Source organism: Streptomyces sp. NPDC097129 (assembly GCF_055668065.1).
Genome location: NZ_JBVOQE010000016.1, coordinates 15,802 through 39,870, shown reverse-complemented (window position 1 = coordinate 39,870; position 24,069 = coordinate 15,802). Strand labels below are relative to the sequence as shown.

The following is a 24,069-nucleotide window of genomic DNA, read 5'->3' as shown; positions in this document are numbered from 1 at the left end:
CACCCGTCTCGTGGGCTTCAGCCCTTCGCTGTCGTGTGTGTTGCCGGCCGAGACGCCGACAAGGAGGGGCAGTCCGTTCGCGTCCGACAGGACGTGCATCTTGGAACCCAGCTTGCCCCGGTCCACGGGGCTCGGACCCGTGTGTTCGCCCCCTTTTTAGCCCGAACGTGGGCGGTGTCCAGGACGACACGGGTGACGTCGATGAGGCCAGCGTCGTCGAGCCGGTGCAGCACGGCCTCGTGTAGCCGCCCCCAGACGCCGGCTCTCGACCAAATCAGGAACCGACGGTGGGCGGCCGACCTCGATATACCGAAACAGGGCGGTAGTTGGCGCCAGGTAGGTAATGGCCGCGAACAGCGTCTCATCCTGCGTCTCGCCGCCCTGCGGCCCCACCCTCGGCGGCGGGATCAGCGGCTTCGCGATCTCCCACAGCCCGTCCGGAACAATTCAACTCCACGTACCCCGCCCCATACCGAGTCAACGAGGCCTCACCGTAGGACACGGTCTGAAACCCGGGTCGCCCGCTCCCGGTTCCTCTACGAGGGTGGGCACCGCTATGTCGACCTCGTGGAGGAGCCCGTCCTGCGCTACCGCATGGCCGGCCCCGACGCGATGCGCGGGCAGCTGCGCCACCTCCTGGCCGTGATGCCGCTCGCCTCCGTCTCGTTCGGGTTCATCGCGTTCACCGCGCAGCGCACCGTGTGGCCGCTGGAGGCGTTCTACGTCCACGACGACACCATGGCCGTGGTGGAGACGCTGACGGCGGAGGGGCACGCCCGATGACGTCGCCGAAGCCGTCGCCGCTCCAGGCGTGGGCGACGGCGGCCGGCGTCTTGGCGAAGTTAATCACCCAGGTCGGCTTATAGGCCGAGAACACGCAGCCGGGGCTCGTGGTGGAGGCGACGACGTCGCAGCGGATATCGAATTCCGGGGTGGAGTTGCCCAGCCACTGCACGTGATCTTCTGGCCGTGGTCAGTACAGGTCTCGCTGCCCTTACCGGCGTCCTTCGCGACGCCGGTAACCTCGGGCCGGTTACGGCGCCCGACCTGGGGTGCCTGGTACTTGTCCAGGTCCACCGCCGGTGCGCTCTTGTTCGGCTCCGGGAGCTTGATGTCCACGGCACGGCCACGGGTTTTGAACTTCGCCCACGCCGACCAGGTGGTCTCGTACAGACTGCCGTCGTAGGCGCTGGTGCGAAAGGCGTTGGTGGTGTTGGGCTTCAGGTCGCCGTACCTGAGGGTGACGTTCGCCCAGCCGCCGGACGTCACGAAGTCGGACACCACCACGCCGTAGGCTGCGGGCTTTCCGTGTCGGGGTCAGTGAGCTGGACCTGGTCCTTCGGGTTGCCGCTGGCATCCGTGGTGTAGACCTGGAAGGAGCGGTCAGCCTTGTCGCCGTCCGCATCCGTCACCGTGTTGCGCAGGGTGACGGTGGTGCGATTGACCTGCCAGACGCCGGCGGAGTCCTTGGTGGGAGGGGGACGGGCCTGCGGGTTCTTGCCTGACACGGGCCAGCTGCCGCCAGCCAGGAGGGGTTTGGCGTTGGGCCTTGCGGCCGGAGTCGCTGACGGCGGCGCAGTGATCCCCGGACTCGTATCCGTCGCGGGAAAGCAGATCGTAGCGAATGCGGTCCGGTGGGACTCCACGCCGCACGGGGGTGCTCCACTGCGGCAAGCGCCGGGACCAGCAGCCGCACCGGCGCTCTGGTCGGGCCCGCGCGGCCGCTGGCCTTCGCCAGCCGTCGCAACCGCGGGATGCGGGAGGCCCATGCTCTTCTCTCGTGTCGCCCGTGAGCTATCGCACGGCACCGGAGACCTTCCTACGCGCAGATCTCGCTTCCTCCGCAGCTGGGCGCCAGCCCGACCGAACATCTGGCACTCTCCCTCAGCCTGTCATCGGCCACGTCAGCCGTACCGCTACGGAAGAGTCCTGCGACCGCTCTGATCCCGCCAATTACACAATGTGTTGAGGAAGAACGCTGTGCCCACATGCGGATCCTTCAACTCGGATCCTCGGTAAGCCCGTTGTCTTCCGCCGTCCTATGAATCGGGTGGCCAGCGAAGCGCTGCGATGCCGGGAAGAAGAAGAGCCCCCGCCGTGGGAACGGCGAGCGGCGAACTGCGCTGCACTAGACAGACGGTCAAATTCCAGCCAGGAGCAGTAAGAAGATGTATGGAAGAGGTAAGAACTACGTGTGAGGATCCACTGCTCGGAAACGCAAGAGGAGGGGGATCCTTCACATGAGTAGGCGCCTCAGAAGAGGCATACGACACCCGCTAGGTACGGAGCAGCCTTTCAGGCCGCTGGCGTCCGCGCGACGTCTTCGCCCTCTCGCTGCAGCCTTGACGCTGCTGATGGCGACCGAAGCCGCTGTGGTCATCGAATCCACAGGCCAGGCTGTCGCTCTGTCCCAGCAGACGCGGGCCAGCGACGCCCCTGCTGCCAAGACGGCTAAGACCCTCGGCCCCGCCACTGCTCCAACAGAAGCGGCCGCGCGGTTGAAGGCGAAGATCCAGAGCCGCCGGATCGAGGTCACCGACGATCGCACCGAGACGTCAACGACCTACGTCAACCCTGACGGCACGGTGACGGAGGAGGCATACGCCGGCCCGATCCGTTTCCAGACCGACTCGGGCGCCTGGCAGGACGTCGACCCGTCGCTGGTGCAGGACGAGGACGGCTCGATCAAGGCCAAGGGCCACCCGCACGGGCTGAAGCTTGCGGGCAAGGAGGCGGCGCCTAAGGGCCTGAAGGCCTCCGGCGCGAAGGCTGCCGCCGCGGCAGCGGTGCCGCTGGTTACAGTTGAGGACGGCGCGGGACGGCAACTGCAGTTGGGCTGGTACGGCGCGCTGCCGCAGCCGGTGATCGAGGGTGCCGATGACACGGTTGCCCGGTACAAGGACGCCCTGCCTGCGACCGATCTGCTGATCGAGTCCACGCGGACCGGCTACGAGCAGTTCCTTCAGCTGAAGGACCGCTCTGCCGTCGATGCCAACGGCCAGATCACCTATAGCCTGACGGCCAAGGGCCTGACCGCGAAGGCGCACGAGGACGGCTCGGTTACGTTCACCGACGCCAAGGGCAAGAACGCTGGCCTGCTGCCGGCGCCGGTGATGTGGGACGCCCAGACGAACAAGAACTCCGGCGAGCACACCCACACCGCGAAGGTCGGGGTGAAAGTCGCGCAGGACGGCGACACCATCACCATCACCCTGACCGCGGACGCCAAGTTCCTGGCGGACGCCAAGACGCAGTTCCCTGTGACGATCGACCCGTCGATCAACGTCGGGACAAGCTTCGACACGTTCGTCCAGCAGGGCTACGGCACCGACCAGTCGACGTCGACCGAGCTCAAGCTCGGCAACAACGGCTCCGGTCAGGTGGCGCGTTCGTTCCTGTCCTTCCCGATGAAGAACATCACCGGGAAGCAGATCAGCGCGGCGAAACTGAACCTGTACGAATTCCACTCCTGGTCCTGCACGGCCAAGGGCTGGGACGTGTGGTCGACGGGGGCCGCCTCCACCGCGACCCGCTGGACCGCCCAGCCCACCTGGGGCACCAAGTACGCCACCAGCACGCAGACCAAGGGCTTCTCCAGCTCCTGCAATGACGGCTGGGTCAACGCCGACGTGACCTCGATGGTGCAGGCGTGGGCCTCCAACGGCAACGGCTCCAACCACCTGGGCCTGCGCGCCTCGGACGAGTCCGACCCGTACGGCTGGAAGCGGTTCAACTCCGGCAACGCCGCCTCCAACACGCCGTATCTGTCGGTGACGTACAACTCCATACCGGGTGTACCGACGCTGATATCCCCGGCGGACAAGGGTGCCACCAACGACACCACGCCGACCCTGTCGGCGAAAGCACTCGACGGCGATGGTTCCCAGGTCACGCTGAACTACGAGGTCTGGGCCTCCAACGGCACCACGGCCTTGCAGTCCGGCTCCAGCGCCGCGGTCGCCTCCGGCGCGACGGCCACCTGGACGCCCACGGCCCTGCCGCAGGGCACCTACAAGTGGCGCGTGCGTTCGAGTGACGGCAGTGCGACCAGTGCCTGGTCGTCCTTCCGTACCCTCACGGTCGACACGACGGCTCCGGCCACGACGAGCGTGTCCTCTACCGACTACCCGGCCGGCCAGTGGTCGGGCACGCCCAATGACAACGGTGACTTCACCGGCGCCTTCACCTTCACCCCGCCCACCAGCGACGTGAAGGAAGTCCAGTGGAACCTGGACGGTGCCGCATGGCAGTCGGTCGCCACTGCCGGCAGTGCGGTCACCGCCAAGCCGGTCTTCCGCGCGGGCAAGCACACCCTGACGGTGCGCACCAAGGACGCCGCTGGCAACGTCTCGGCCGGTACGGGCTACACCTTCTACGCCGGCTCCGGCGCCGCCCTTCTCACTCCGGGCGACGGTGACCGTCCCGCCCGGCGCACCGAGCTGACCGGCCAGGGCAAGAGCACTGACACCGGCGTTCGGTACCAGTACCGGCGCGGTGAGACGGACACCTGGAAGGACATCCCCACCCAGGACGTGCGTCGCAAGGCGGACGGCTCCACCCTTCCCGCCTGGCCTGCCACCGTGACCGGAGGCAACGCCGCGGCACTGACCTGGAACGTCACCGACACGCTCAGCGAGGACGGTCCGGTGGACGTCCGGGCGGTCTTCACCGACAGCACCACCACGGACGCATCCCCAGCTACGCGGATCACGGTGGATCGCAACGCTGGCCAGGCGCCCAGCGAGCAGGTCGGTCCGGGGAGCCTGAACACTCTCACCGGTGACTTCAGTTTCTCTACCACGGACGCTTCGGCCTTCGATATGAGCGTCTCGCGTTCGTTCTCCTCTCGCCTTCCGTCCGCTGGTAGCCAGCAGGAGGGCCAGGCTGCAATCTTCGGTCCTCAGTGGACTGCTGGCACGACAGCCGAAATCTCGGATAGCGACTGGGCCTACGTGCGCAAGACGTCGGCCACGTCTGTCGCAGTCGTGGATGTTGATGGTGAGGAGACCGGTTTCACCGCGACCAGCGGTGGCGGCTGGAAGCCTGAGGCCGGTTCGGAGGACCTGACACTGACCGGCTCGCTGACCGGATCTTTCACCCTGAAGGACTCCGAAGGCATCACGTCGGTGTTCAGCAAGGTTGACTCCACCGTCACCACTTGGCAGCTGGCCACCACCTTCCTTCCAGCAGACCAGTCGACCACGAAGGTGATCTCCGAGAAGGTCACGGTGGGCGGCAAGACCCTCGCCCGGCCCAAGTACGTCATTGCCCCCACGTCCGCGGTTTCCTCCGATACGTGCGCGGTCACGCCCTCCACTAAGGGCTGTCGGGTCCTGGAGTACGTCTACGGCACCTCCACCACCGCCACGTCCACCACATTCGGCGACTACACCGGTCAGGTGAAGCAGATCCGTCTGTGGGCCACTGACCCTGGAGCCTCGGCTGCTACGGCCACGGCTATTTCCCAGTACACCTACGACGACTCAGCTCGCCTGCGCGAGCAGTGGGACCCGCGCATCTCGCCTGCGCTGAAGACGGTCTACGGCTATGACAGCGCTGGTCGAGTGACCACCCTGACCCGGCCCGGTGAGCTGCCGTGGACGCTTGAGTACGGCAAGGCCGGCAACAGCGCGGTGGCTGGCGACGGCATGCTGCTGTCCGCCTCCCGTCCGACTCTCAAGGCTGGCACCAAGGACCAACTCGACGGCGCCAAGGCGATCACTTCGGTCGTCTACGATGTGCCGCTGTCGGGCACTACGGCGCCCAACCAACTGGCCCCCGGGGATGCCGCCGCGTGGGGGCAGACGGACGCGCCCACTGACGCCACGGCCGTATTCCCCGTCGACCAGGTCCCGCTTTCCCACACCGGAAACGACCTCGCCGCGACCGGCTACGACAAGGCGACGATCACCTACACCAACGCGTCCGGACGCCAGGTGAACACTGGCTTGCCCGGTCGCCACGTGACCGTCACCCAGTACGACCGGTTCGGTAACACGGTCTTCGAGCTGACCGCGACCAACCGCGAACTGGCTCTCGGCACCGCTGACTATCAGGTCAACACGCAGAGCGAACTCGGCATCCTCGCCGACTCCCCGGCCGAGCGAGCACGCCAGCTCGCCACCGTTTCCGTTTATTCCACCGACGGCAAGCGGCAACTGGAAGAGTTCGGCCCCCTGCACCTGGTCACCCTGACCCAGGCCCTCGCTGGCGACTCGGACAGCCCCAACATCCCGGCCGGTACTCAAGTCGCTGCGCGCCAACACACGGTCAACACCTATGACGAAGGCCGCCCCAACGACGGCACCGCCACCGTGAGCGATCAAATCACGACCACTAGTGTGGGCGCATGGGTCGACGGCTACCCGACCGACGGCGACGTGCGCAGCACAACGACGGCCTACGACTGGGCCAAGGGTCTCCCCACCAGCACCGTGACCGACCCAAGCGGTCTGAAGCTGACGAAGACCACCAGCTACGATGCTCTGGGCCGCGTGGTCAAGGCGACCCTGCCCAAGTCCAATGGTTCGGACGCCGGTGCGACGGTGACCAAGTACTGGTCTGCCACCGGCACAGGCGAGTGCGCCGGCCGCCCGGAGTGGGCAGACCTGGTGTGCTCGACAGGCCCGGCAGGCACAATCACCGGTGGTGGCTCCAACCCGAGTGAACTGCCCACCACGACAAACGAGTATGACCGCTGGGGCAACCCGGCCAAGATCACCGAGACGGTCAACGGCGTTACCCGCACTACCGTCACAACCCGTGATGCCGCAGGCCGTGTGACACAGACACAGGTCACCGGTGGCGTCGGCACCGCAGTGCCCGCGCAGACCACAACCTACGACCCGGCCAGCGGCGACATCGCCACCGTCTCCAACGGAACGAAGACGATCACCCACACCACCGACCTCCTGGGCCGGGAGATCGCCTACGACGATGGCGTCGGCAACGTTACCCGCACCGAGTACGACAACCGCGACCGCAAGATCCGCGTCACCGACTCGGCTCCGTCCACGGTCACCTACGACTATGACAACCCCGCTGGGCTCCCCAGCCGCGTCCACGACTCGGTCATGGGCACCATCGGTGACGTCACCGGCTTCTACGACTCCGACGGCCGCCTGTACAAGGAAGTCCTGCCGTGGAACATCAACGTCGAATTCAACCTCGACACCACTGGCACGGAAAGTTCCCGCTACTGGCACTGGGAGTCCGGCTGGACCGTCCAGGGGGAGTCCACCACTCAGTCCATCCACGATCAGGACGTCAGCCGTACGGTCTACACCGGCGGCGGTGCCTACCAGCAGTACACCTATGACGCGGCCGGCCGCCTGACAAAGGTGGACGACTCGGAAGCAGGTGTCACCACGCACCGGGCGTACACCTTCGACAACAACACCAATCGCACGGCAGTCACCACCACCGTCGACGACGTCGACGGAGGCGCTCCTACCACCAACACCGCCAACTACACGTACGACAGCGCGGACAGGCTGATCGCCGCAGGTACCGTCTACGACGTCTTCGGCCGCACGACCGCTCAGTCCAGCGGTGCGCAGAATGCCTTCTACACCAACGACCTGGTGCGCCAGATCACCGCAGACCGCAAACGCACGACGTGGAACCTGGACGCAGCTGGACGCCTCGCTTCGTGGACCACTGAAGAACAGGCAGAGGACGGCGCCTGGAGCACGACGGGGAACAAGACCAATCACTACGGCGGCGATGACGACAGTCCCGACTGGACCTCGACGGACAACGGCACGATCAGCCGTAGCCTCGAGGACCTGGCCGGCAACCTGATCGCCACTACGAGCGCTACTGGCGACGTCGTCCTGCAGCTCGCCAACATGCACGGCGACATCGCCACCCAGATTCCGCTGGTGGACAACACCACCCCAGTGGTCAACAGCTACGACGAGTACGGCAGCCTGCTGCCTGGCACCGACCCCACTCGCTACGGCTGGCTGGGCGGCAAGCAGCGCTCCAGTGAAACGCCCAACGGCGTCACGCTGATGGGGGTCCGCCTCTACGACCCGACGATCGGACGGTTCCTCTCCGTCGATCCTGTCCCTGGCGGCTCAGCCAACGCGTATGAATACGGCAACGGCGACCCTGTCAACAACTACGACCTTGACGGTAAGAGCTGGTGGCGTAAAAGCCTGAAGTGGGCGGCCATTGGCGGCGGTATCATCGGTGGCATCGCGTGTGGCGCCTCCATTGTCTGTGGAGTGGCCGTCGGCGCTGCGGCAGGCGCAGGGGCGTACGCCGCCATGCACGCAGGAAGGCGCAGCTGGCGGTGGAGCCGATTCGGTCGTGCGGCCGGTTTGGGAGCCCTCTCCGGTGCCCTTTACGCTGGTATCGGACGTGGTATCGGTCACCGGATGAAGGCATGGAAGTACGGCGTAAAATTCAGCCACAAGGCAACCGCGCGAGGAACCGACTTCATCTGGAAGCACAAACGGATTTTCGGTCTGCATAGCCACCGGATTAAGGGCATGTCCTGGTGGAAGATCCTGCATTACCACCGGCGTGGCCCGGGCGGAATCAAAAACCACCGTCCGTGGCAAGGGCACTGGTAGAAAGAGCTGAGATGGGCAACGAAGAGTTCACCAGCCCCATCATCGTGGTGGACGACGATCAGTGGATGTACGTCTACTCGTCCACTGAACAACTAAGCCAGGATATGGAACCGGCATTCCTGGACGACGTTACAGCCGCTTTTGACGGGCGCGCCAGGGCCCTGAAGCTCACTCTGGACGAGTCCGGAGAAGAACTCGGCATCGAGGCAGAGAGCTCCGCTTCTCAACTCGAACAGCTACAAAGCTGTGTCGAGGAGTTCTTCGCGGTGTGGACACACGATGCCCCACCAAAGAGACTCAACGATCCTCAGCAGTACACGCAGTCAGTAGCATCCGCCTACGCGCTAAGGCGTGATCGAAGAAGAAAGAACGCCTGACCGAAGGGGCCGCAGGCCGAACACCTGCGGCCCCTTACTGCGTCGACGACGCCCTCGGTGAAACGCGCGCGGTGTTAAGTAATCAGCGACACCCGCAATGCCTGCGATGCCTAGTTCTCAACAGCACCCAGCCGACGGAAACCCAGCGGCAGCGTCGGGCGCATGCAATCACGCACGTCAGACGCCGCGTCGTCGCGAGGCCTCGCCGCCGTCGGACATTCACAGATCCGTCCCTCCAAGCGACTGCAGCACTCTGAGGGAGCAGCAAACGACATTGCACAGAAAGCTCTTGCTGTAATTAAATTGTAAGAGGGCTCGGTCAATAACAATCACTGCTGGCGCTTCAAAGGTGAAACGCTTCCCCCGCCAGCGGACGACTTCTACAGATATTGGCTCACCGGCGTCCCCCACCCCGCTGCCAATCTCTAGGAGCATCGATGCGTTGGCGCAAAAATCCACAAATCTCCAATTCCTGTGATCGGCAGGAAGACCAATTCGCAATGTCGCTCAAGGTTCGAGAATTGACCGCTCTCGTGACGATTCTTGAACATGCCTATTCTCAGATTGCCAAGCTGAGCGATGTCGATCGAGAAACGGCCGAAAAGGCCAGTGGCAGTCACATCATATCCACGCTTTATGCGAGGGCTGGGCTGGCCACCACCCGGGGGGACGATGAACTGCCATTACTACCCAGCGAGTTCGGTCTACTGGAAGCCGCAGTCGTCAACCTTGAGTCATACGAGGGATATGAAGTGATCCTGTGCTCCGGGTACGAACTACTTGCTGCCCTATCGCTCAGGAGGAAGGAAAACCGTCCGGTGCACCGGGTGCACGGCATCCTGTCCTTCCTTCGCGGCGACCAGGGCTTGGTAAACGGCATGACGATCCCACCAGCACCCGAGAGTGGAGGTCCTAGAATCTCCTCCTGAGCATTCACAACTGTGGCGTAGCTGTCGTGGTTGCTTATTGATCTTGGTTGTTGCCTGGTGTTGCTCAGTTATGCTGAGCGGTGGGTCTGTTCCGTGGGTGAGGTGTACGCGGAATCGAGTGTCTGGCGCGGGGGTATTCGTGGGTTGAGCTGGTTGTTTGGTGTTGCGCAGTGAGCTGGGTGGGTCAGTGCTCTTGCGCAGGGTGGTTGGCGCGCCTAGGGCGTGTTGTGAAAGTGCTGGTCGCAGCCACTCGTTGATGGCTGCGACCAGCACTGTCGCTTCGTAGCGGACGGCGAGTTCGTCATACCGAGTGGCAACCGCCCGGTGGCGCTTGAGCCGGTTGATCCCGCATTCGACCGCGTGCCGCTGCTTGTAGTCGTCCTTGTCGAACCTCGGTGGCCGTCCGCCGTGCGAGCCGCGCTTGAGGCGGTTGCGGACCCGGTCCGCCGGAACCGGGATGGTGGCCTTGATCCCGCGTCTGCTCAGGTAGGAGCGGTTGCCACGGGAGTCGTACGCCTTGTCGGCCCGCACCCGGTCCTGCCTCCTGCGCGGCCTGCCGAGCCCCAGCCGGGGAACCCGGATGGCCTCCAGGACCGCTTCGAACTGCGGGGAGTCGCCCCGCTGCCCGCCGTGATCACACGGACAAGGGCTTCTGCCCCTGCTCAACCGCGAGGTGGATGTTACTGGTCAGCCCGCCACGGGAGCGTCCGAGGCCGTGGTCGGCCGGCTCGACGAAGATCCCGCCGGGTGGTTCCTTCTGCAGGTCCCCCTTTTCACCGCCCCGGCGGCGTGCTGGTGGGCCCGGCAGACGGTGGAGTCGACGTTCACGTCCCAGGTGATCAGGCCATTCGCGTCCGCCCCGGCCTGGAGCTGAGTGAGGATCCTCGCCCAGGTGCCGTCCCGCTGCCAGCGGCGGAACAGGTCATAGACCCGGTCCCACGGCCCATAACGTTCGGGCACATCCCGCCAGGGAGCACCGGTCCGGGGCCGACACCGTATGCCGTCTATCAGCTGCCGCCGCGTCCACACCCGCGGCCGACCCGGCTTCATGCCCGTCGGCAACAAGGGCTCAAGCCGGGCCCACTGGCCGTTCGTCAGATCCCCACGTCCCACAGAACTCCGCGCGTGGACATCGCGAGGGCCTGGCAGCTCCCGGCCGTCCACACACCATCCACTATGTGAGCCGGAAAGCTCAGATCTTACTCAAGTTCTTCACCTGGGGGGAAATTCATGTCGAAGCGCGAACGCGTTTCACCAAGAAATCTGGCAGTCGGTGTACTGACCGTTGCGCTGACATGCAGCACACTGACCACCCTGCCGGCCGTAACTGGCGTTTCCCAGGCAGCGGCAGCGACTTGCTCCACTAATACGGCGACGTATCTTCTGCAGCCGTTGCCCGGCCGGGTGAGCCCCGCGCCCCCGCGTACGCTTCGCAAGTACATGGGCTGGGACCTGGCCAACACCAATGCCGATAACCATCTCCTCGATACCGGAATAACCGCCAGTCTCCCGGGCGGCAGCCGCATTTTCGGCGGTGACTTCGGCGTGATCTACGAGATCACCAAGGACGGTGTTCTCAAGTCGTACAAGGACAACAGCGACACCGGCGGCAGCCTCCTCACCCCGGTCAAGACTTACGGCAGCGGCTGGGGCGCCTACCAGCGGGTGTGGGCCAACGGCGGTCCGTCCTCCGGTGTGGGCATGGGCCGCATCTTCGCTCAGGCGAGTGACGGCACCATCACCGTCTTCGTGCAGAGCAGCCCGGCCACCGGCGACGGTACGGTGACGGCCTTCAGCGACAAGATTGCCGCTACGGTCCCCGCGGCGGCGGCGATGGCTGCCGCCGATGATGTCTGGGCGATCGGAACCGTCGTCTACACGCTGGCCGCCGGCGAGGTGCGGGGCTGGAACTACAGCGAGCCCGTAGTCACCTCCACCAGCGGCAGAAAGGCGCTGCCGAGCTTCGCCGCCCGTGGCGGTACGGTGAACCCCGGCGACAACGTGGCCGTTACCGGCCTCGGCCAGGCACGCGAGGCATGGAGCCCAGGGCCCGGCGTCATCTACACCCAGGGTGCTCTCGGCGACGTCAAGAGCTACGCGGGCACCCCATTCGCCCAGACCAACTCCGAGGTGGGCGTCGGATTCAACGGGACGGTCCTGGTCGACCCTGCCGAATGCCTCGCCCCAGCGCTTGAGGAGAAGCCTCTCCTCGCCGGGCAGCCGGCGCCGGAGCCGGATGACTTGCCGGCGCCCACTCCGGAGGAGACGCCTGCTGAAGGTCCGGCCACGGTCTCTGGACGATTCACACTCGGTGACGGAAGTCCTGCGGCCGGCTTGACCGTTCGGATCGAACCCGTCGATGCCTCGCTCGTCCCAGAGGACGGCTCCGAGGTGGAGGTGAAAGCACTCGGTACGGCGGTCACGGCGGCTGACGGCACCTGGTCGTTCACTCTGCCGTCACAGCTCCCTGCTGATCTGCAGGCCATCTCGGATGCCAACAGCGGTGTACTGAATGTCAGTGCGGGGGTTTTCGCCCACACAGCCTCGGGCGTGCCCATGTTCGCGGCGGACCATCTCGTGGCCGCTCCTGAACCGTCCCAGCAAGCCGCGGGAACGCAGGCACGCTCCGCCCTGGCCGTGGCTGCAAGTACTGAGGCCGCCCACACTGTGGCATTGCGGCCTGCGGTTGCAGGCGCCGACGCCGATACCTCCGGCCCCACTGCCGCCCAGGAGCGAACGACCTACGCCGCTCAGTATGAGCAGCTGCCGACCGCGTCGCCCGACGATGCCGCTCAGACACCCCTGTGGCAGAACGACACGGGAGCTTCGCCCGGGTCCGAGTACAACCCTTATCTGGTAGCCGGCACAGACACCAGGTCGATGCCCGTCACGGACGACGCGCGGTCCTCCCGCATCGACACCTGCTGGACGAAGACTCACGCCATCTCCAACTCCATTGCGTACACCACCGTCGGTGAGGGACACGCGTACTGGGATGCGAAGGCTTCCGTCGACTACAAGAACAAGATGTCGACCAGTGTCGAGGTAGCTCTCAAGGGTTCTGGGAACTGGAGCATCGGCGGGTCGGTAACTCTGGGCGGATCGGCCGGTTCCTCTTCCGGTTTCGCTAACCGGGGCCCGTACTTCGGAAAGCACTGGCGCGTCCCAGTTAATTACCAGAAGCAGCAGGTCACGGAATACTGCTCGGGGCAGCCCAACGTCTACTACCAACGAGTTTTCGCCACGGGTTACAGGATTCCTGCGGGCGGCTACCCGGGTATCTACGGCAAGGATGTCTCACACCTGGACGGAACGAGGTACTACTACTCGCCTTCCTGGAAGCGCGCTCGCGTCGCCCCAAACACTTACTATTCCCTGAACAGAGGAAGAAGCGCGAAGATCACGGGCTCGGTTTCCGTCTTCGGCCTGTCGCTGGGGGCGTCCAGCCAGTTGGACAACGACCACGAGCAGAGGATCACCGCCGGCGGCAGCACGGTGGGCACCCACAGCATTTGGGGATATTATGACCGGGCAGGATCGGGCCGAGAAGGCGTCTTCTACTCTTACTAGTGGGGTAATCCTCGCCGCCCTGCTGGCGCTCACTTCCTGTTCCACGCAGGGAAACTCGCAGCCTGCTCAAGGTAATGCTCTGGACGATCCGGGTTCACAAGCACTCGTGGGAAGCGAGCATGCACGAATCGCGGGCAGTCCTGGTGGTTCGCACTGCCCATGGTGCAGAACAAGTCGTCGAAGCCAATGGAACTCACTGACGCGAAGGTTCTGGACCTTCCCAAGGGCCTCAAGGTCAGCAAATATGCAGCGTTCAGCAGCAAGGAGACCGATGGCGTAGGGCTGATCTTTCCGGACGGTGACTCCCAGTTCCCCGTGGCCAAATACACGGACTACTCGAAGCACCCCATCAAGCTCAAGCCCAGGGAAGACAACGTCTACTACTACTCGGTGAAGGTCGTCGTGACAGGGAAGATCTCGGGAGAGGCATCCCAATGCCGCTTCACTTACGATCAGGACGGCTCCCGGTACATGCAAGACATCCCATGCCGCTTCACCTTGAGCCTCGAAAAGTGATCACGGCAGTCCCGCCCGCACGGTGAACCACCGCCTCAAGCCATGCCCCGGCTCCCCACCCGCAAAGGGACGCTGTTGGTTAATCCGGGGCCGACTCCGCCCCGTCGATCATTGGATCGGCGGGGCGGAGTGCTGCAAAGTGGCTGGTCCGGGTCCGGGTGAGTGGTGCGCTCTACAACCAGGTGCGCACCTATCGCCAGACGGCCAGCCGATGGCCGCGCGAGCACCGGGCGGAGAGTGTCTCGTTCGACATCCACCACATCCCTCTCAAGGAAGGCCGGCAGGGCCAAGCCAAACCAGCACCTCTCAGCCGATGCCGGTGGCGGCAAGGGCGGTGGTCCAGTTCGTGGCGATGGCATGGCGGGCGTCGTCAAGGCTCACTTGGCCGTTGCAGACGGCGGTCTTCAGTTTGTTCTCGATGGTGTCCTTGTTTCCGGCGGTCTTCCCGCCGGTGCTGTAGCGGGGCTCGGGCCACAGGTTGGCCGGGTCGCGGGGTGCGCCACCGAGTTCCAGCGGGACGAGATGGTCTTCTTCGTAGTCGGCGGTCGAGGTGTCGCTGTAACCGTAGGCGGTGATCTGCTGGACTTTCAGCGGGTTGGTGTACGAGGTGGGCGGCCGGACCGTGCTGGTCCATCCGGACACACAGATCGTGGAGTTGATGGTCGCCTGGGTGACGTCGGGGTTGTAGGCGCCGGGCTGGCAGGCCGGGTCCGGCAGCGGCAGGTACGACTGCGAGCACGAGGCTGTCGGGACGGCCTGCGCGCTGGTGGTCGACAAGACCAGGCCAGCCGCGGCGAGAGCCAGCGCGGAGGATGCGGCGGCGATTCGGCGTGTCCGTTGCATGGGGGGCTCCGTCAGTCACGGCACGGCATGGTGCGCCGGGCATCTGACGGCATGACACCACTGCGGCGGTCTATGCGAGTAGAGCCAACAAGTGAACAACTGGCGACCTGTCCAAACCTTGCCGTCCCGTGGTCAGACCCTGGCTGAAGGTTGAGGAACCGTTGGCCGGGCGTACCCCGCTACGACTGGCGCCCCCTCATCAGCCTCGCACTCGCAGCACTGGCGGTCGTCCCCATGGCCTACCATCTGCGCGGCGCCCGCGCCCTCTACAAGGTCCGCCGCCGCGACACCACCGAAGCGGTCATCGGCGCCATCACAGGCCGCCCGGAACGCCCCCAGAGCCGTGTCTGTTGTTACTCACTTTCGGGTGATCGTGTTCCGGCCGGTGGGGTGGCGGGATCTGGCGGGTCGTCACCTCGACCCGGGCGCTGCAACGCCTGTGCGCGAAACGGGGCGTCAACCTGGTGCATTCGCCACTTTGATGGCTATTACATGTGAGAGTTAGAAAACTCTGTTGAATTCGTAATAACGCTCCGCATTTCCCACACACGGCGGGGTGCGGACTGCATGGTGTGCGTGTGCGGCCGACCGGCCTCACACCAGCACAACGCACCCGCCGGACCTGCGGCAATGCCGCCTGAACCCGGCCGGGTGTGCGCACTTTGAAGGGGGACCTTGGTGTCCGTTTCTTCTTCCGCCCGTCGCCTGACCGCCGCCACTGCCGTGGCCGGCGCCCTGGTCGGCGCTGCCGCGCTGCCGGCCATGGCCGCCGGCCACCACCACCCCTCGCGTGAGCGCGCGGCGGTGACGATCAGTGCGGTGCAGTACGACTCCCCGGGACGTGACGATCGTTCCAACCGCTCCCTGAACGCCGAGTGGGTGGAGATCACCAATCACACGCGCCGGGCGGTGAACCTCGACCGCTGGACCCTCAGCGATGAGGCCGGCCACACCTACACCTTCCACCACTACCGCCTGGACGGCCGCTCCACCGTCCGCGTCCACACCGGTGAAGGCCGCGACGCCCGGCACGACGTGTTCCAGGACCGCCGCCACTACGTGTGGAACAACGACCACGACACCGCGACCCTGCGCAACGACCGCGGCCGCTTCGTCGACGACCAGTCCTGGGGCCACCACCACCGCGGCGGCCACCACTGACCCGCACACCTGACGTGAACTGACGCTCAGCCAGCACTGACGTCTCACTGTGGGGCCACCCCTAGTCGGCGGGGGGTGGCCCCACACTTATGCGCTCGCCTCAGGCGGCGAGCGTCAGGCCGGGGGGAGTGGAGCGGAGTCGTTCGCACAGTGCCGTGCACACCCTCTACCGTCTCCTGGGGTACCCGGCAACGGTGAAGGTGATGATGGGCGCACGGCAGACTCGCTTGGAAGTTCTTCGCTGCCTCCGCGAGCGGGAGGAGCATTCCGTGTACGGCTGGGCTCTGTCGACGGGCCTTGAGCCGGGCGTGCAGCAGTCCGTCCAGACTGCTGCGGGCCAGGGCCTGGCCGAGCTGGCGGATAGGGAGATGCGCGCGGAGCTGTCCGCCTACGAGGGGCGTCCGGTGCTGTGGGCGGCCCGCCTCAGCCCGCAGGGCCACGACGTACTGGCCTACCTCGAGGCATCCCCCGCCCCCGCCCCGCCCACCGAGGGGGAGCAGGCGGTCGAGCTGTGGCCGTCGCAGATGGACGCCCTGCGGGTGTACGTGAACCTGTGCCCGGTGCTGCGCGTCCCTCCGGCCGACGGCCTGGTCGAGCGGGTGCGCACCGCGCACTTCGACCGGCCGAACAACCGCTGGCGCATGGCGCGGACGCCGGAGCAGATCGAGACGGTCGCCTACGCGTTCTACCTGCGCGCTCTCAGCGGCTCGGTCGCCGAAGCCAACCGGTTCGCCCGCGAATACGGGATCACCTAGCGCTTCGATGCGGCGACAGGACGCCCGGCCGCCGTGCGTCTGCCGTGCCCGACGCCGCCCTCCACTCCCCGCGCATCAGGACAACCGGGTTACCCGTAACTGAGGATCACCAGCAGTGCCGCGCATTCCGCGACGACCTGTGCGGCGAGCGCCCCCGCCGCACCCGAGCGGCCGGCGCGGCCAAGGCGACGACGCAGGCAACAGCGCCCACACCGATCCCCAGGGGAAGACCAAGTAGTAGGCCGCGCCCCTTCCTGCCGTACATCAGGCAGTCCGTCGCGTGTTCGGTGGACAGCGCCAGCGCATCGGCCGCACAGGCGGCCGGAGCTAGGCGCGGCGCTCCGGCGGTTCACCCTGCCCTCGTCCTGCCGCTGGTCGCGCTCCGGGCAAATAGTTGTCACCTGACAAATGCCAGAAAATGATTACATGTATGTGAGGGCGGGTGTGTTCGGGGTAAACGAGGCCGAGCTGTAGTCGACGCTTCGGAAGTGAGGCGGCCGGCATGGGAATGCCTGTCCAGGATGGCGGTCGTGAGTCACCCACGGATCGCGTGATCATGGTGTCCGCGGCCTTCGAGGGCAGTAAGGACATCGCTGAGGCCCGTCACTTGGCCCGCTCGTTCCTGGGGGACGTGCAGGCGGTGCACGGGGTGTCCGTGTCCGAGCGCGCCATGGGCATGGTGCAGCTGGTGGTGAGCGAGCTGGTGACCAACGCCCGCAAATACGCTCCCGGGCCGTGTCTTCTGACCCTGGAGGTCCGTGAGGGTGCGGTGGAGGTGACGGTGTGGGACAGCGAGCCGTGCTTGCCCGTGGCCCAGGTCGCCGACCCGGGCCGGGTCGGTCAGCACGGCCTGGAGATCGTGATGGCGGTCTGCCGCAGTTTCGCGATGCACCGGGAGCCGGTGGGCAAGCGGATCGTGGCGGCCGTGGTCCTGGCCGACGATCCGGTCGGGGACGAGGCCGGTGATCACGTCTGCTGATGTTGAGCGGCCTGCTGGCGGGGGAACGGAGGACGCCCAGCAGCCGCAATGACAGAGGCGCCGCGTTACCATCCACGGCCGGCTTGGGCATAACCCGGTCACCCGTTCAGCCCGGGCCGACCGGCCGCTGCCCCGCCGGCCGGGGACGCTGGGCGGCATGAGCGAGAGCAGCGAGAGCGAGAAGACTTACCACCCGGGTGAGATCGTCCCTGAGTCCGGGTCTATGAATGCGACTGCGGGCAGCGCCACGAGTACAGCACCGACGTGAAGGGCCACCGGTTCCCGCCCCTGCACGACAGCTGCAGTGGCAGCGGCTGGCGACTGCAGGCCACCTCTCACCCGACCCCCTGACGTCCCCTAGCCCTACACATCCGGGCCGCCGCCGCGCCACTCGATCATCTCGGTGTCGGCAGCCACATCGATCTCGTCCCACCACCGTTCCAGGCCCGCCCGCTCCAGGAAGACCGCGATGTCGTTCAGCGTATAGGCGGTGCCGACGCTCTCTCCGCTGATACGGACGCGGCGGCCGCCATACTCGTTGGGCGGGTAGATCACGACTGGGCGCTCGCCGGCCATGACGCCAGCCTCCCGCCGTACCCTTCAGGGGCGCACGGTGTGGTGCGCGGACGGATGGGCGCCTCCGCCTGCTGCGGTTTCGTCGCCGTCCCTCGCCGATGGAACGTCGAGCGGACGCTGGGCTGGCTGATGAACGCCCGCCGCAAGGTCCGCGATCACGAGCGCCTGCCCTGCACTTCGAGGCTCGCCTGACCGGGTCCCTCATCACGGTCATGACCCGCAGACTCGCCCGGCGCCGCTGATCCGCCGGCCAGAACCACGACGCCGTGCTGATCGTCGGCTTCCGTGACCGTGTGTCCGCACTGCAGCAGCACGCCCGCCACGGCGGCGTGCACGATTATCTTCATGCCGTCCGAGGAGGCTTTTGGCTGGTCAGCCGCCAGGGCAGTGAAGCCATCCGATGCCGTCCACCGCACCAGGACACCTGCGGGGACCTCGAGGACCCGGAGCCCCGGCCCGTCGTTGGCCTGATCATGGGGGCAGAGGCCTGCCTGCTGCAGGGCATACCTCACCTGATCAACAAGTTCGACGGGCGCATGTGGCACCGGGGCCGCCTGCCCCGAGCCGGCTGAGTCATGCCGAATCGGAGCCGACGACAAGCGCCACTTCCCTGCCCGATCACAAGGGGTCAGCACCGGGCGTCCTCGAGCTGACTCGCCAGCGGGCCCTATTCACGGTCGGCGCGTTCCACGAGTCCCTGGATGCCGTCGAGTACGCAGGTGAGGCCGAAGGCGAGGGGGTCGTCGTCGGTGGGGACGAAAGCTCCCTCGGCGACGGCCCGGGTGAGGGCGGGGAACCGGTCGGCGTGCGCGGTGAGCTGATCAGTGGTGAGGCGGTCCCATTCCTCGTCGCCCTCCTCGGTGCTGTCGAGCGCCTCCTGAGTGAGGCTGCGCACCAGGCTCAAGACGAGGATGGCGGCGTCGTGGCGGCGGCGGGCGGTGAGCCCGGTCGGTTCGAGGGCGGCCAGGGCCGTGTCCAGCCAGGCCACCTGGTGCGGGCCCATGGCCTGTCGTCGCAGGCCCGTCGCGGTCAGGATCCAGGGATGGGCTCGGTAGACGTCCCAGCAGGCGCGTGCCCAGGCTTCGAGGCGGGGGCGCCAGCCGCCCGGGATGCGGCCGAGGTCGGGCGGATCGCCGAGCACCGTGTCGACCATCAGGTCGACGAGGTCGGATTTGCCGGGGACGTAGCGGTAGAGCGCCATCGTGGTGACCCCGAGTATCTCGGCCACTCGGTGCATGGAGAGGGCCTCGAGACCTTCGGCATCGGCGATCTCGACCCCACGAAGAGCCACTTGGGAGGGCGTGAACTTCGGTTTGGGCCCCCGTCGCGGACGGCTGTCGGCCCGGCCCCACAACAGCGCGAGGCTGGCGCCCGGGTCCCGCTTGCTCTCCTTGTTCGCCGGCACGGTACCGGCCTCCTTTCCTGCGGCCAGGCCGCCAAGGGATGCCAACGGATGCCAGAGGTGTTGTCATCCACCCATCAACTGTGTATAACATACACAGCAATAAAACGTGTATCACGTACACAATTCTTGGTCCGTGCAGTTTCTGGGGGTGTCCATGCTTGCCACCGTCATCACCGCCGTCGGCGCCACCGTCGCCGCCCCTGTGATGGGTCTCCTCGCCCACCGCGCGATCGTCCGCTCGGGCAACGCCCGCCGTCTGCGCATCACCGGGGGCCATGGCATCGACGAGCAGTACTTCACTCGGATCGGCGGGCTCGACCAGTGGCTCTCCCTCCGAGGTGAGGACCACGCCAACCCGGTCGTGGTGGAACTGCACGGCGGTCCCGGCTCGTCCAACTCCGTCCTGGCCAACCTCTCCCGCGACTGGGAGCGGCACGTCACCCTGGTGCGCTGGGACATGCGCGGCACCGGGAAGACCCTGCGCCGCTCCGGCGCCGAGAGCCAGGGCGAGATGACGTTCGAGCGGCTGGTGCAGGACGCCGTAGAGGTGGTGCAGCACATACGGGGGCGCCTCGGCGTGCAGCGGGTCGTCCTCCTGGGATGCTCCTTCGGCAGTGCCGTGGCGATGCGCGTCGCGCGCAGCCACCCCGGACTGGTCAGCGCATACATCGGAACCGACCAGAAGATCTTCGACGGCGGCCGGGACACCTCCGACTACTACGCCGCGCTCGAGCGGCTGGAGCAGGCGGGCAAGAAGAAGGAGTCGGCCGCCGTACGCGAGATGGGCCCGGACCGGCGGACCTGGAGCGCCGAACAGTTCAGCCACTTCAACCGCTTCGCCTCCGCCACCGACCCCCACACCTTCGCCGCGATGAAGTCCGTGGTGATGAAATCGCTGTGGTACTCGCCGCTGCACTCGCTGCGCGAGATCATCACCTTCTTCAAGAGCTTCATGGCTTCCGCCTCCGTCCTGCCGGGCACTGCCTCCTTCGACGACTGGGCGGACGGCACCCGGTTCGACGTCCCGTTCTTCGTCGTCCAGGGCGCCTGCGACATGGTGAACACACCTGCTCGCGCCCGTACCTTCTTCGACGACGTCCAGGCCCCGGTCAAGGAGTTCGCCCTGATCGAGGACGCCGGTCACTTCGCCGCCTACAAGCGGCCCGAGTTCTTCCTCGACTTCCTCCTGACCCGCGTCCTGCCCACCCTCCCCAGCACCCGATAGGACCGTGTCCTATGCGGTGAGGCGCGGTGCGAGGGCCGGGCGCCGGTGGACGAGGTAGGCGAGGCCGCCGATGACGATCAGTTCCTGACTGGATCAGAAGCAGCATGACGAGCGTGGACGAGAGAAGTCCCCTTCGGGACGGGCACCGTACACAAGGTCTGCCAGGAGCCATAGCGTTCTGGCACATCACGCCAGGCCAATCCGGTCCGCAGCTTCGACACGTCCAGCTCACCGGGCACGCCCGTGCGGTGGCCGCCGACGTCCAGCGCCACGCCGCCGCCCTGCCGAAGAACGACGGCCGCGGCGCCCTCGCCGAAGTCATCCTCCGGGAAGCCGCCGGTCGCCTCTCCCAACCGATCCAGGGCACCACGACAGCGCATCCGGCCAGGCGGAGCCACTGCCGTTGACGGGTGGCACGCGCTCAGCCTTCGCCGCCACAAGACGCAAGATCACGATCTACAGCTGGAGTACTAACCTGAGGCGCGGGCCATTCAAGGGACAGCACGCCAAGTGGAAGAGGAGAGGGACAGTTGGAAGGACGACGGGCGACGCTCGACACCGTGGCGGCCCGTGCGGGGGTCGGCCGCGGAACGGTCTCGCGTGTCATCAACGGTTCCGGCAGGGTCAGCACGGCCTCCCGCGAGGCCGTGCTGCGCGCCGTCCGCGAACTGGGCTACGTACCCAACCCAGCCGCCCGCGCACTCGTACGGCAGCGCACCGACACTGTCGCCTTCGTGGTTGCCGTCGAGGAGGAGCGGGTCTTCTGGGAAGAGCCCTATTTCTCTGCCGTCGTGAGGGGAGCCACCGCCGGCCTTGCTGACGAAGGCGTCCAGTTGCTGCTGGCCATAGCCCAGACCCAGCAAGACCATCATCGGCTCACAACCTTCCTGAAAGCTCGCCACGTCGACGGAGTCCTGCTGAGCTCGTTCCGTGGTGACGACCCACTGCCCGGTGAACTTCAGCGCTCAGGCATTCCGACTGTGCTGGTGGGCCGACCGACCGGTCACATGCCGCAGTGGTCGGTCGATGTTGACAATGTGCTCGGTGCGCGATTGGCCGTCCAGCATCTCGTCGAGCAGGGCCGACGTCGTATCGCCACCATCACCGGGCCCTTGGACATCCAGGCGGGTGTCGACCGCCGCACCGGGTACTTCGACGTGCTACAGGAGAACGGGCTGTATCCCGTCGCGGAGGCCCACGGTGACTTCACCCGAGTCTCAGGCATCGCTGCGATGCGCGAGCTTCTCACTCGCTGTCCGGAACTGGACGCTGTTTTCGCCGCCTCAGACAGCATGGCGGTGGGTGCTCTGCACGTTCTGCGGCAGGCACAGCGTCAAGTGCCTCGTGATGTGGCCGTAGTTGGCTTCGACGACTCTCCGGTTGCTGCGGAAGCCGAACCGCCGCTGACGTCCGTGCGCCAGCCTTTGGAGGCGATGGGCCTGGAGATGGCGCGTTTGCTGATCGCGCAAATCAACGACGAGGCAGTGCCGGAATCAAACGTGGTACTCCGGCCTTCTTTGACCGTCCGAAAGTCATCCTGAACGCACCACCGCACTGGCCGCCGGCACCTTCTATTGTTCGGCCGGATTGCCCGCTGTCCCGCAAGAGCGCCAACACTCCCGTCATGGTGGCCGCAGGACACTGCTTCACCCAGTCGCAGAGGATTTATACCGGGGCCGGTCCCACGCCCTCCTTCGGCGCCTTTTACGACTGCTCAACGAACTGCCCATCCTCGAGCTGGACCACCAGCCCGCCGGCACGGACGCGGGCAACCCGATGGCCACCGCTCTCGCTGCCCATTACGGCTACGACGGATTCACCCTGTGCGGCACCGGTACATCACCGGCGACAGCGGCGGGAGCGACACCGTCACCGGCATGGAACGCGACGCCTTCGACACCCTGCACCACCGCTGCACGATGCGGCCGGCACCGCTGGGTTCGCGCGTGAGAACCGGTTTCTTGGGTGCTTCCTCAAGATTGTTGGGGCGTGCCCGGGCGCTGTCAGAGTGGACTCCCGGCGTAGGGTGTCCACTCCGGGGGAGCTACTGCTTGTTCCCGTGTTGCACGTCCAGGCACAGGGCCCAGACGTCGGAGTAGCTGCCGGGGGAAGGCGATCCCCCGCTGTGTGTGGCTGCCGTCCAGTACGAGGGGTTGGAGCTGCCGTCGCCGAACGGGTTGCCGGCGGCGTCGCTGGGGAAGCTGCCGTTGAGGTGGGGACCGCCGGAGGTGGCCTTGGTGAAGTCGGTCGTGGTCACGTTGCCCCCGCTGATGGCGGCGCCGCCGCTGACGAGATTCCCGTCCTCGCGGGAGCAGCCGGCCGTCGCGGTCTGTGCTGTGGATGCCGTGTTCGGTCCGCTCACTTCGGTGAAGCGGACCGTCGTCGCAACGTGCTTGAGGTCGGTGTCGTGTCCGCTGCAGATGGCGTAGGCGTAGGTCATGTTGTTCTGGTCGCGTCCGCCGCCGATCCCGCCGACGGCCGTCCACGAGTCGGGGCCCCTCTCGCCGTCGCCCGCGGCGATGGTGCCGAAGTGGTGCTCGGCGTCGTTGAAGGTGGGGAAGACGGCGATCGGCTTGAGGCTGCCGACGTTCGCCGGGGTGGTGCGGGCGCCGCCGCCGATCAGGACCGTGCCGGCCGGGCAGGTCGCCGTCACGATGCGGGCCGACAGCCCGGTGGAGGGCCCGGGGGCTTTGTTCATGACCACCTGGGTGTGCCTGATCAGATTGCTGTGGAGGCACATCGCGTAGGGGGTGGTGGAGAAGTCGGGGCTGCTGTGGCTCCCGCTTCCGCCGAAGGCCATCCAGTGCGTTGGGTCGGTTCCGACGATCCCGGGCGTGTCGGTGTACTCCGTAATGCCGTCGGCGCTGGGCGCCATGCCCATCACGTGGTTGCCGTTGGAACTCCCGTCGTTTCCGATGGTCTGGCCGGCACCACCGCCGGAGACGAGGCCCCGCGCGCAGTCCGCATGCGAGGAGACTCCGGTGAAGGGGGTCGCGGGGCCCATGGTGGCCCCGGGGGTGCTGACGGTGAGGTCGACGGTCTTGGCGTATGCGGCTCCCGGCACTGCCACGGTCAGCAGGGCGGCCAGGACCAGGGCCTTGCGCGTGGCGGAGCCACGCCGAAATCTCATGCTCATGCGTTCTCTCTCTTG

Annotated in this window: 18 protein-coding genes and 4 pseudogenes; 13 read left to right on the top strand and 9 right to left on the bottom strand. The window is 66.4% G+C overall.

The window, feature by feature from the left end:
- Positions 1–12 precede the first annotated feature (12 nt).
- Positions 13–447, bottom strand: a pseudogene (locus AC0B9F_RS33785) (transposase); the annotation flags it as partial.
- Between AC0B9F_RS33785 and AC0B9F_RS33780 the strand changes: the two are divergent.
- Positions 364–768, top strand: a pseudogene (locus tag AC0B9F_RS33780) (Scr1 family TA system antitoxin-like transcriptional regulator); the annotation flags it as partial. The pseudogenes AC0B9F_RS33785 and AC0B9F_RS33780 sit on opposite strands and share 84 nt — an antisense overlap.
- A gap of 78 nt (positions 769–846) precedes the next feature.
- Here AC0B9F_RS33780 and AC0B9F_RS33775 read toward each other — a convergent pair.
- Together AC0B9F_RS33775 and AC0B9F_RS33770 are read right to left on the bottom strand one after the other, a co-directional pair.
- Entirely contained in the window at positions 847–1,281 is a 435-nt protein-coding gene (locus AC0B9F_RS33775) for a hypothetical protein (protein WP_472009032.1), read from the bottom strand.
- Positions 1,266–1,508, bottom strand: coding sequence for a hypothetical protein (locus tag AC0B9F_RS33770; RefSeq protein ID WP_472009030.1), 243 nt, complete (start codon positions 1,506–1,508; stop codon positions 1,266–1,268). The genes AC0B9F_RS33775 and AC0B9F_RS33770 overlap by 16 nt, the downstream gene beginning before the upstream one ends.
- Before the next feature lie 834 nt (positions 1,509–2,342).
- On the opposite strand from AC0B9F_RS33770, the gene AC0B9F_RS33765 reads away from it, so the two are divergent.
- The 3 genes from AC0B9F_RS33765 (at position 2,343) to AC0B9F_RS33755 (ending at position 9,888) form a co-directional block, all read left to right on the top strand.
- Positions 2,343–8,582 (top strand): DNRLRE domain-containing protein, encoded by a 6,240-nt coding sequence (locus AC0B9F_RS33765; RefSeq protein WP_472009029.1) that lies wholly within the window; start codon positions 2,343–2,345, stop codon positions 8,580–8,582.
- 11 nt (positions 8,583–8,593) lie between these two features.
- A complete protein-coding gene (locus AC0B9F_RS33760; protein ID WP_472009028.1) occupies positions 8,594–8,959 on the top strand; it encodes a hypothetical protein in 366 nt (121 codons plus the stop codon).
- Between the two features lie 437 nt (positions 8,960–9,396).
- Complete coding sequence (locus AC0B9F_RS33755) at positions 9,397–9,888, top strand: hypothetical protein (protein ID WP_472009165.1); 492 nt, start codon at positions 9,397–9,399, stop codon at positions 9,886–9,888.
- 240 nt (positions 9,889–10,128) lie between these two features.
- Here the strand turns inward: AC0B9F_RS33755 and AC0B9F_RS33750 are convergent.
- A pseudogene (locus AC0B9F_RS33750) lies at positions 10,129–11,001 on the bottom strand (IS5 family transposase); the annotation flags it as partial.
- 327 nt (positions 11,002–11,328) lie between these two features.
- Between AC0B9F_RS33750 and AC0B9F_RS33745 the strand changes: the two are divergent.
- Both AC0B9F_RS33745 and AC0B9F_RS33740 read left to right on the top strand, forming a co-directional pair.
- Positions 11,329–13,458, top strand: a complete 2,130-nt coding sequence (locus tag AC0B9F_RS33745; RefSeq protein ID WP_472009026.1) for a hypothetical protein — start codon at positions 11,329–11,331, stop codon at positions 13,456–13,458.
- A 159-nt stretch (positions 13,459–13,617) separates the two neighbouring features.
- Positions 13,618–13,974 carry a hypothetical protein gene (locus AC0B9F_RS33740; RefSeq protein WP_472009024.1) on the top strand — a complete coding sequence of 119 codons (357 nt, stop codon included), beginning with the start codon at positions 13,618–13,620 and terminating at the stop codon, positions 13,972–13,974.
- Between the two features lie 306 nt (positions 13,975–14,280).
- Here the strand turns inward: AC0B9F_RS33740 and AC0B9F_RS33735 are convergent, their stop codons facing one another.
- The gene (locus tag AC0B9F_RS33735) at positions 14,281–14,817 is read right to left on the bottom strand and encodes a hypothetical protein (protein ID WP_472009022.1); all 537 of its coding nucleotides are present in this window, start codon (positions 14,815–14,817) and stop codon (positions 14,281–14,283) included.
- A 678-nt stretch (positions 14,818–15,495) separates the two neighbouring features.
- Between AC0B9F_RS33735 and AC0B9F_RS33730 the strand changes: the two genes are divergently transcribed.
- The 3 genes from AC0B9F_RS33730 (at position 15,496) to AC0B9F_RS33720 (ending at position 17,712) form a co-directional block, all read left to right on the top strand.
- The gene (locus AC0B9F_RS33730) at positions 15,496–15,978 is read left to right on the top strand and encodes a lamin tail domain-containing protein (RefSeq protein ID WP_472009020.1); all 483 of its coding nucleotides are present in this window, start codon (positions 15,496–15,498) and stop codon (positions 15,976–15,978) included.
- A 269-nt stretch (positions 15,979–16,247) separates the two neighbouring features.
- Positions 16,248–16,733 (top strand): DUF6417 family protein, encoded by a 486-nt coding sequence (locus tag AC0B9F_RS33725; RefSeq protein ID WP_472009018.1) that lies wholly within the window; start codon positions 16,248–16,250, stop codon positions 16,731–16,733.
- A 556-nt stretch (positions 16,734–17,289) separates the two neighbouring features.
- Positions 17,290–17,712, top strand: a complete 423-nt coding sequence (locus AC0B9F_RS33720; protein WP_472009016.1) for an ATP-binding protein — start codon at positions 17,290–17,292, stop codon at positions 17,710–17,712.
- Positions 17,713–18,075: 363 nt separating this feature from the next.
- On the opposite strand, the gene AC0B9F_RS33715 is transcribed toward AC0B9F_RS33720, so the two are convergent.
- On the bottom strand, positions 18,076–18,288 hold the full coding sequence (locus tag AC0B9F_RS33715) for a hypothetical protein (protein ID WP_472009014.1): 213 nt from the start codon (positions 18,286–18,288) through the stop codon (positions 18,076–18,078).
- Between the two features lie 75 nt (positions 18,289–18,363).
- Here AC0B9F_RS33715 and AC0B9F_RS33710 point away from each other — a divergent pair.
- Positions 18,364–18,521 (top strand): annotated as a pseudogene (locus AC0B9F_RS33710) (IS5-like element IS4811 family transposase); the annotation flags it as partial.
- Between the two features lie 33 nt (positions 18,522–18,554).
- Positions 18,555–18,860, top strand: coding sequence for a hypothetical protein (locus AC0B9F_RS33705; protein WP_472009012.1), 306 nt, complete (start codon positions 18,555–18,557; stop codon positions 18,858–18,860).
- Positions 18,861–18,955: 95 nt separating this feature from the next.
- On the opposite strand, the gene AC0B9F_RS33700 is transcribed toward AC0B9F_RS33705, so the two are convergent.
- Positions 18,956–19,693, bottom strand: a complete 738-nt coding sequence (locus AC0B9F_RS33700) for a TetR/AcrR family transcriptional regulator (RefSeq protein ID WP_472009010.1) — start codon at positions 19,691–19,693, stop codon at positions 18,956–18,958.
- 154 nt (positions 19,694–19,847) lie between these two features.
- On the opposite strand from AC0B9F_RS33700, the gene AC0B9F_RS33695 reads away from it, so the two are divergent.
- Complete coding sequence (locus AC0B9F_RS33695; RefSeq protein WP_472009008.1) at positions 19,848–20,918, top strand: alpha/beta fold hydrolase; 1,071 nt, start codon at positions 19,848–19,850, stop codon at positions 20,916–20,918.
- Positions 20,919–20,995: 77 nt separating this feature from the next.
- Here the strand turns inward: AC0B9F_RS33695 and AC0B9F_RS33690 are convergent, their stop codons facing one another.
- Positions 20,996–21,271 (bottom strand): hypothetical protein, encoded by a 276-nt coding sequence (locus AC0B9F_RS33690; protein ID WP_472009006.1) that lies wholly within the window; start codon positions 21,269–21,271, stop codon positions 20,996–20,998.
- 177 nt (positions 21,272–21,448) lie between these two features.
- On the opposite strand from AC0B9F_RS33690, the gene AC0B9F_RS33685 reads away from it, so the two are divergent.
- A complete protein-coding gene (locus tag AC0B9F_RS33685; RefSeq protein ID WP_472009004.1) occupies positions 21,449–22,459 on the top strand; it encodes a LacI family DNA-binding transcriptional regulator in 1,011 nt (336 codons plus the stop codon).
- A gap of 503 nt (positions 22,460–22,962) precedes the next feature.
- On the opposite strand, the gene AC0B9F_RS33680 is transcribed toward AC0B9F_RS33685, so the two are convergent.
- On the bottom strand, positions 22,963–24,054 hold the full coding sequence (locus AC0B9F_RS33680; protein ID WP_472009002.1) for a hypothetical protein: 1,092 nt from the start codon (positions 24,052–24,054) through the stop codon (positions 22,963–22,965).
- Between the last annotated feature and the right edge of the window lie 15 nt (positions 24,055–24,069).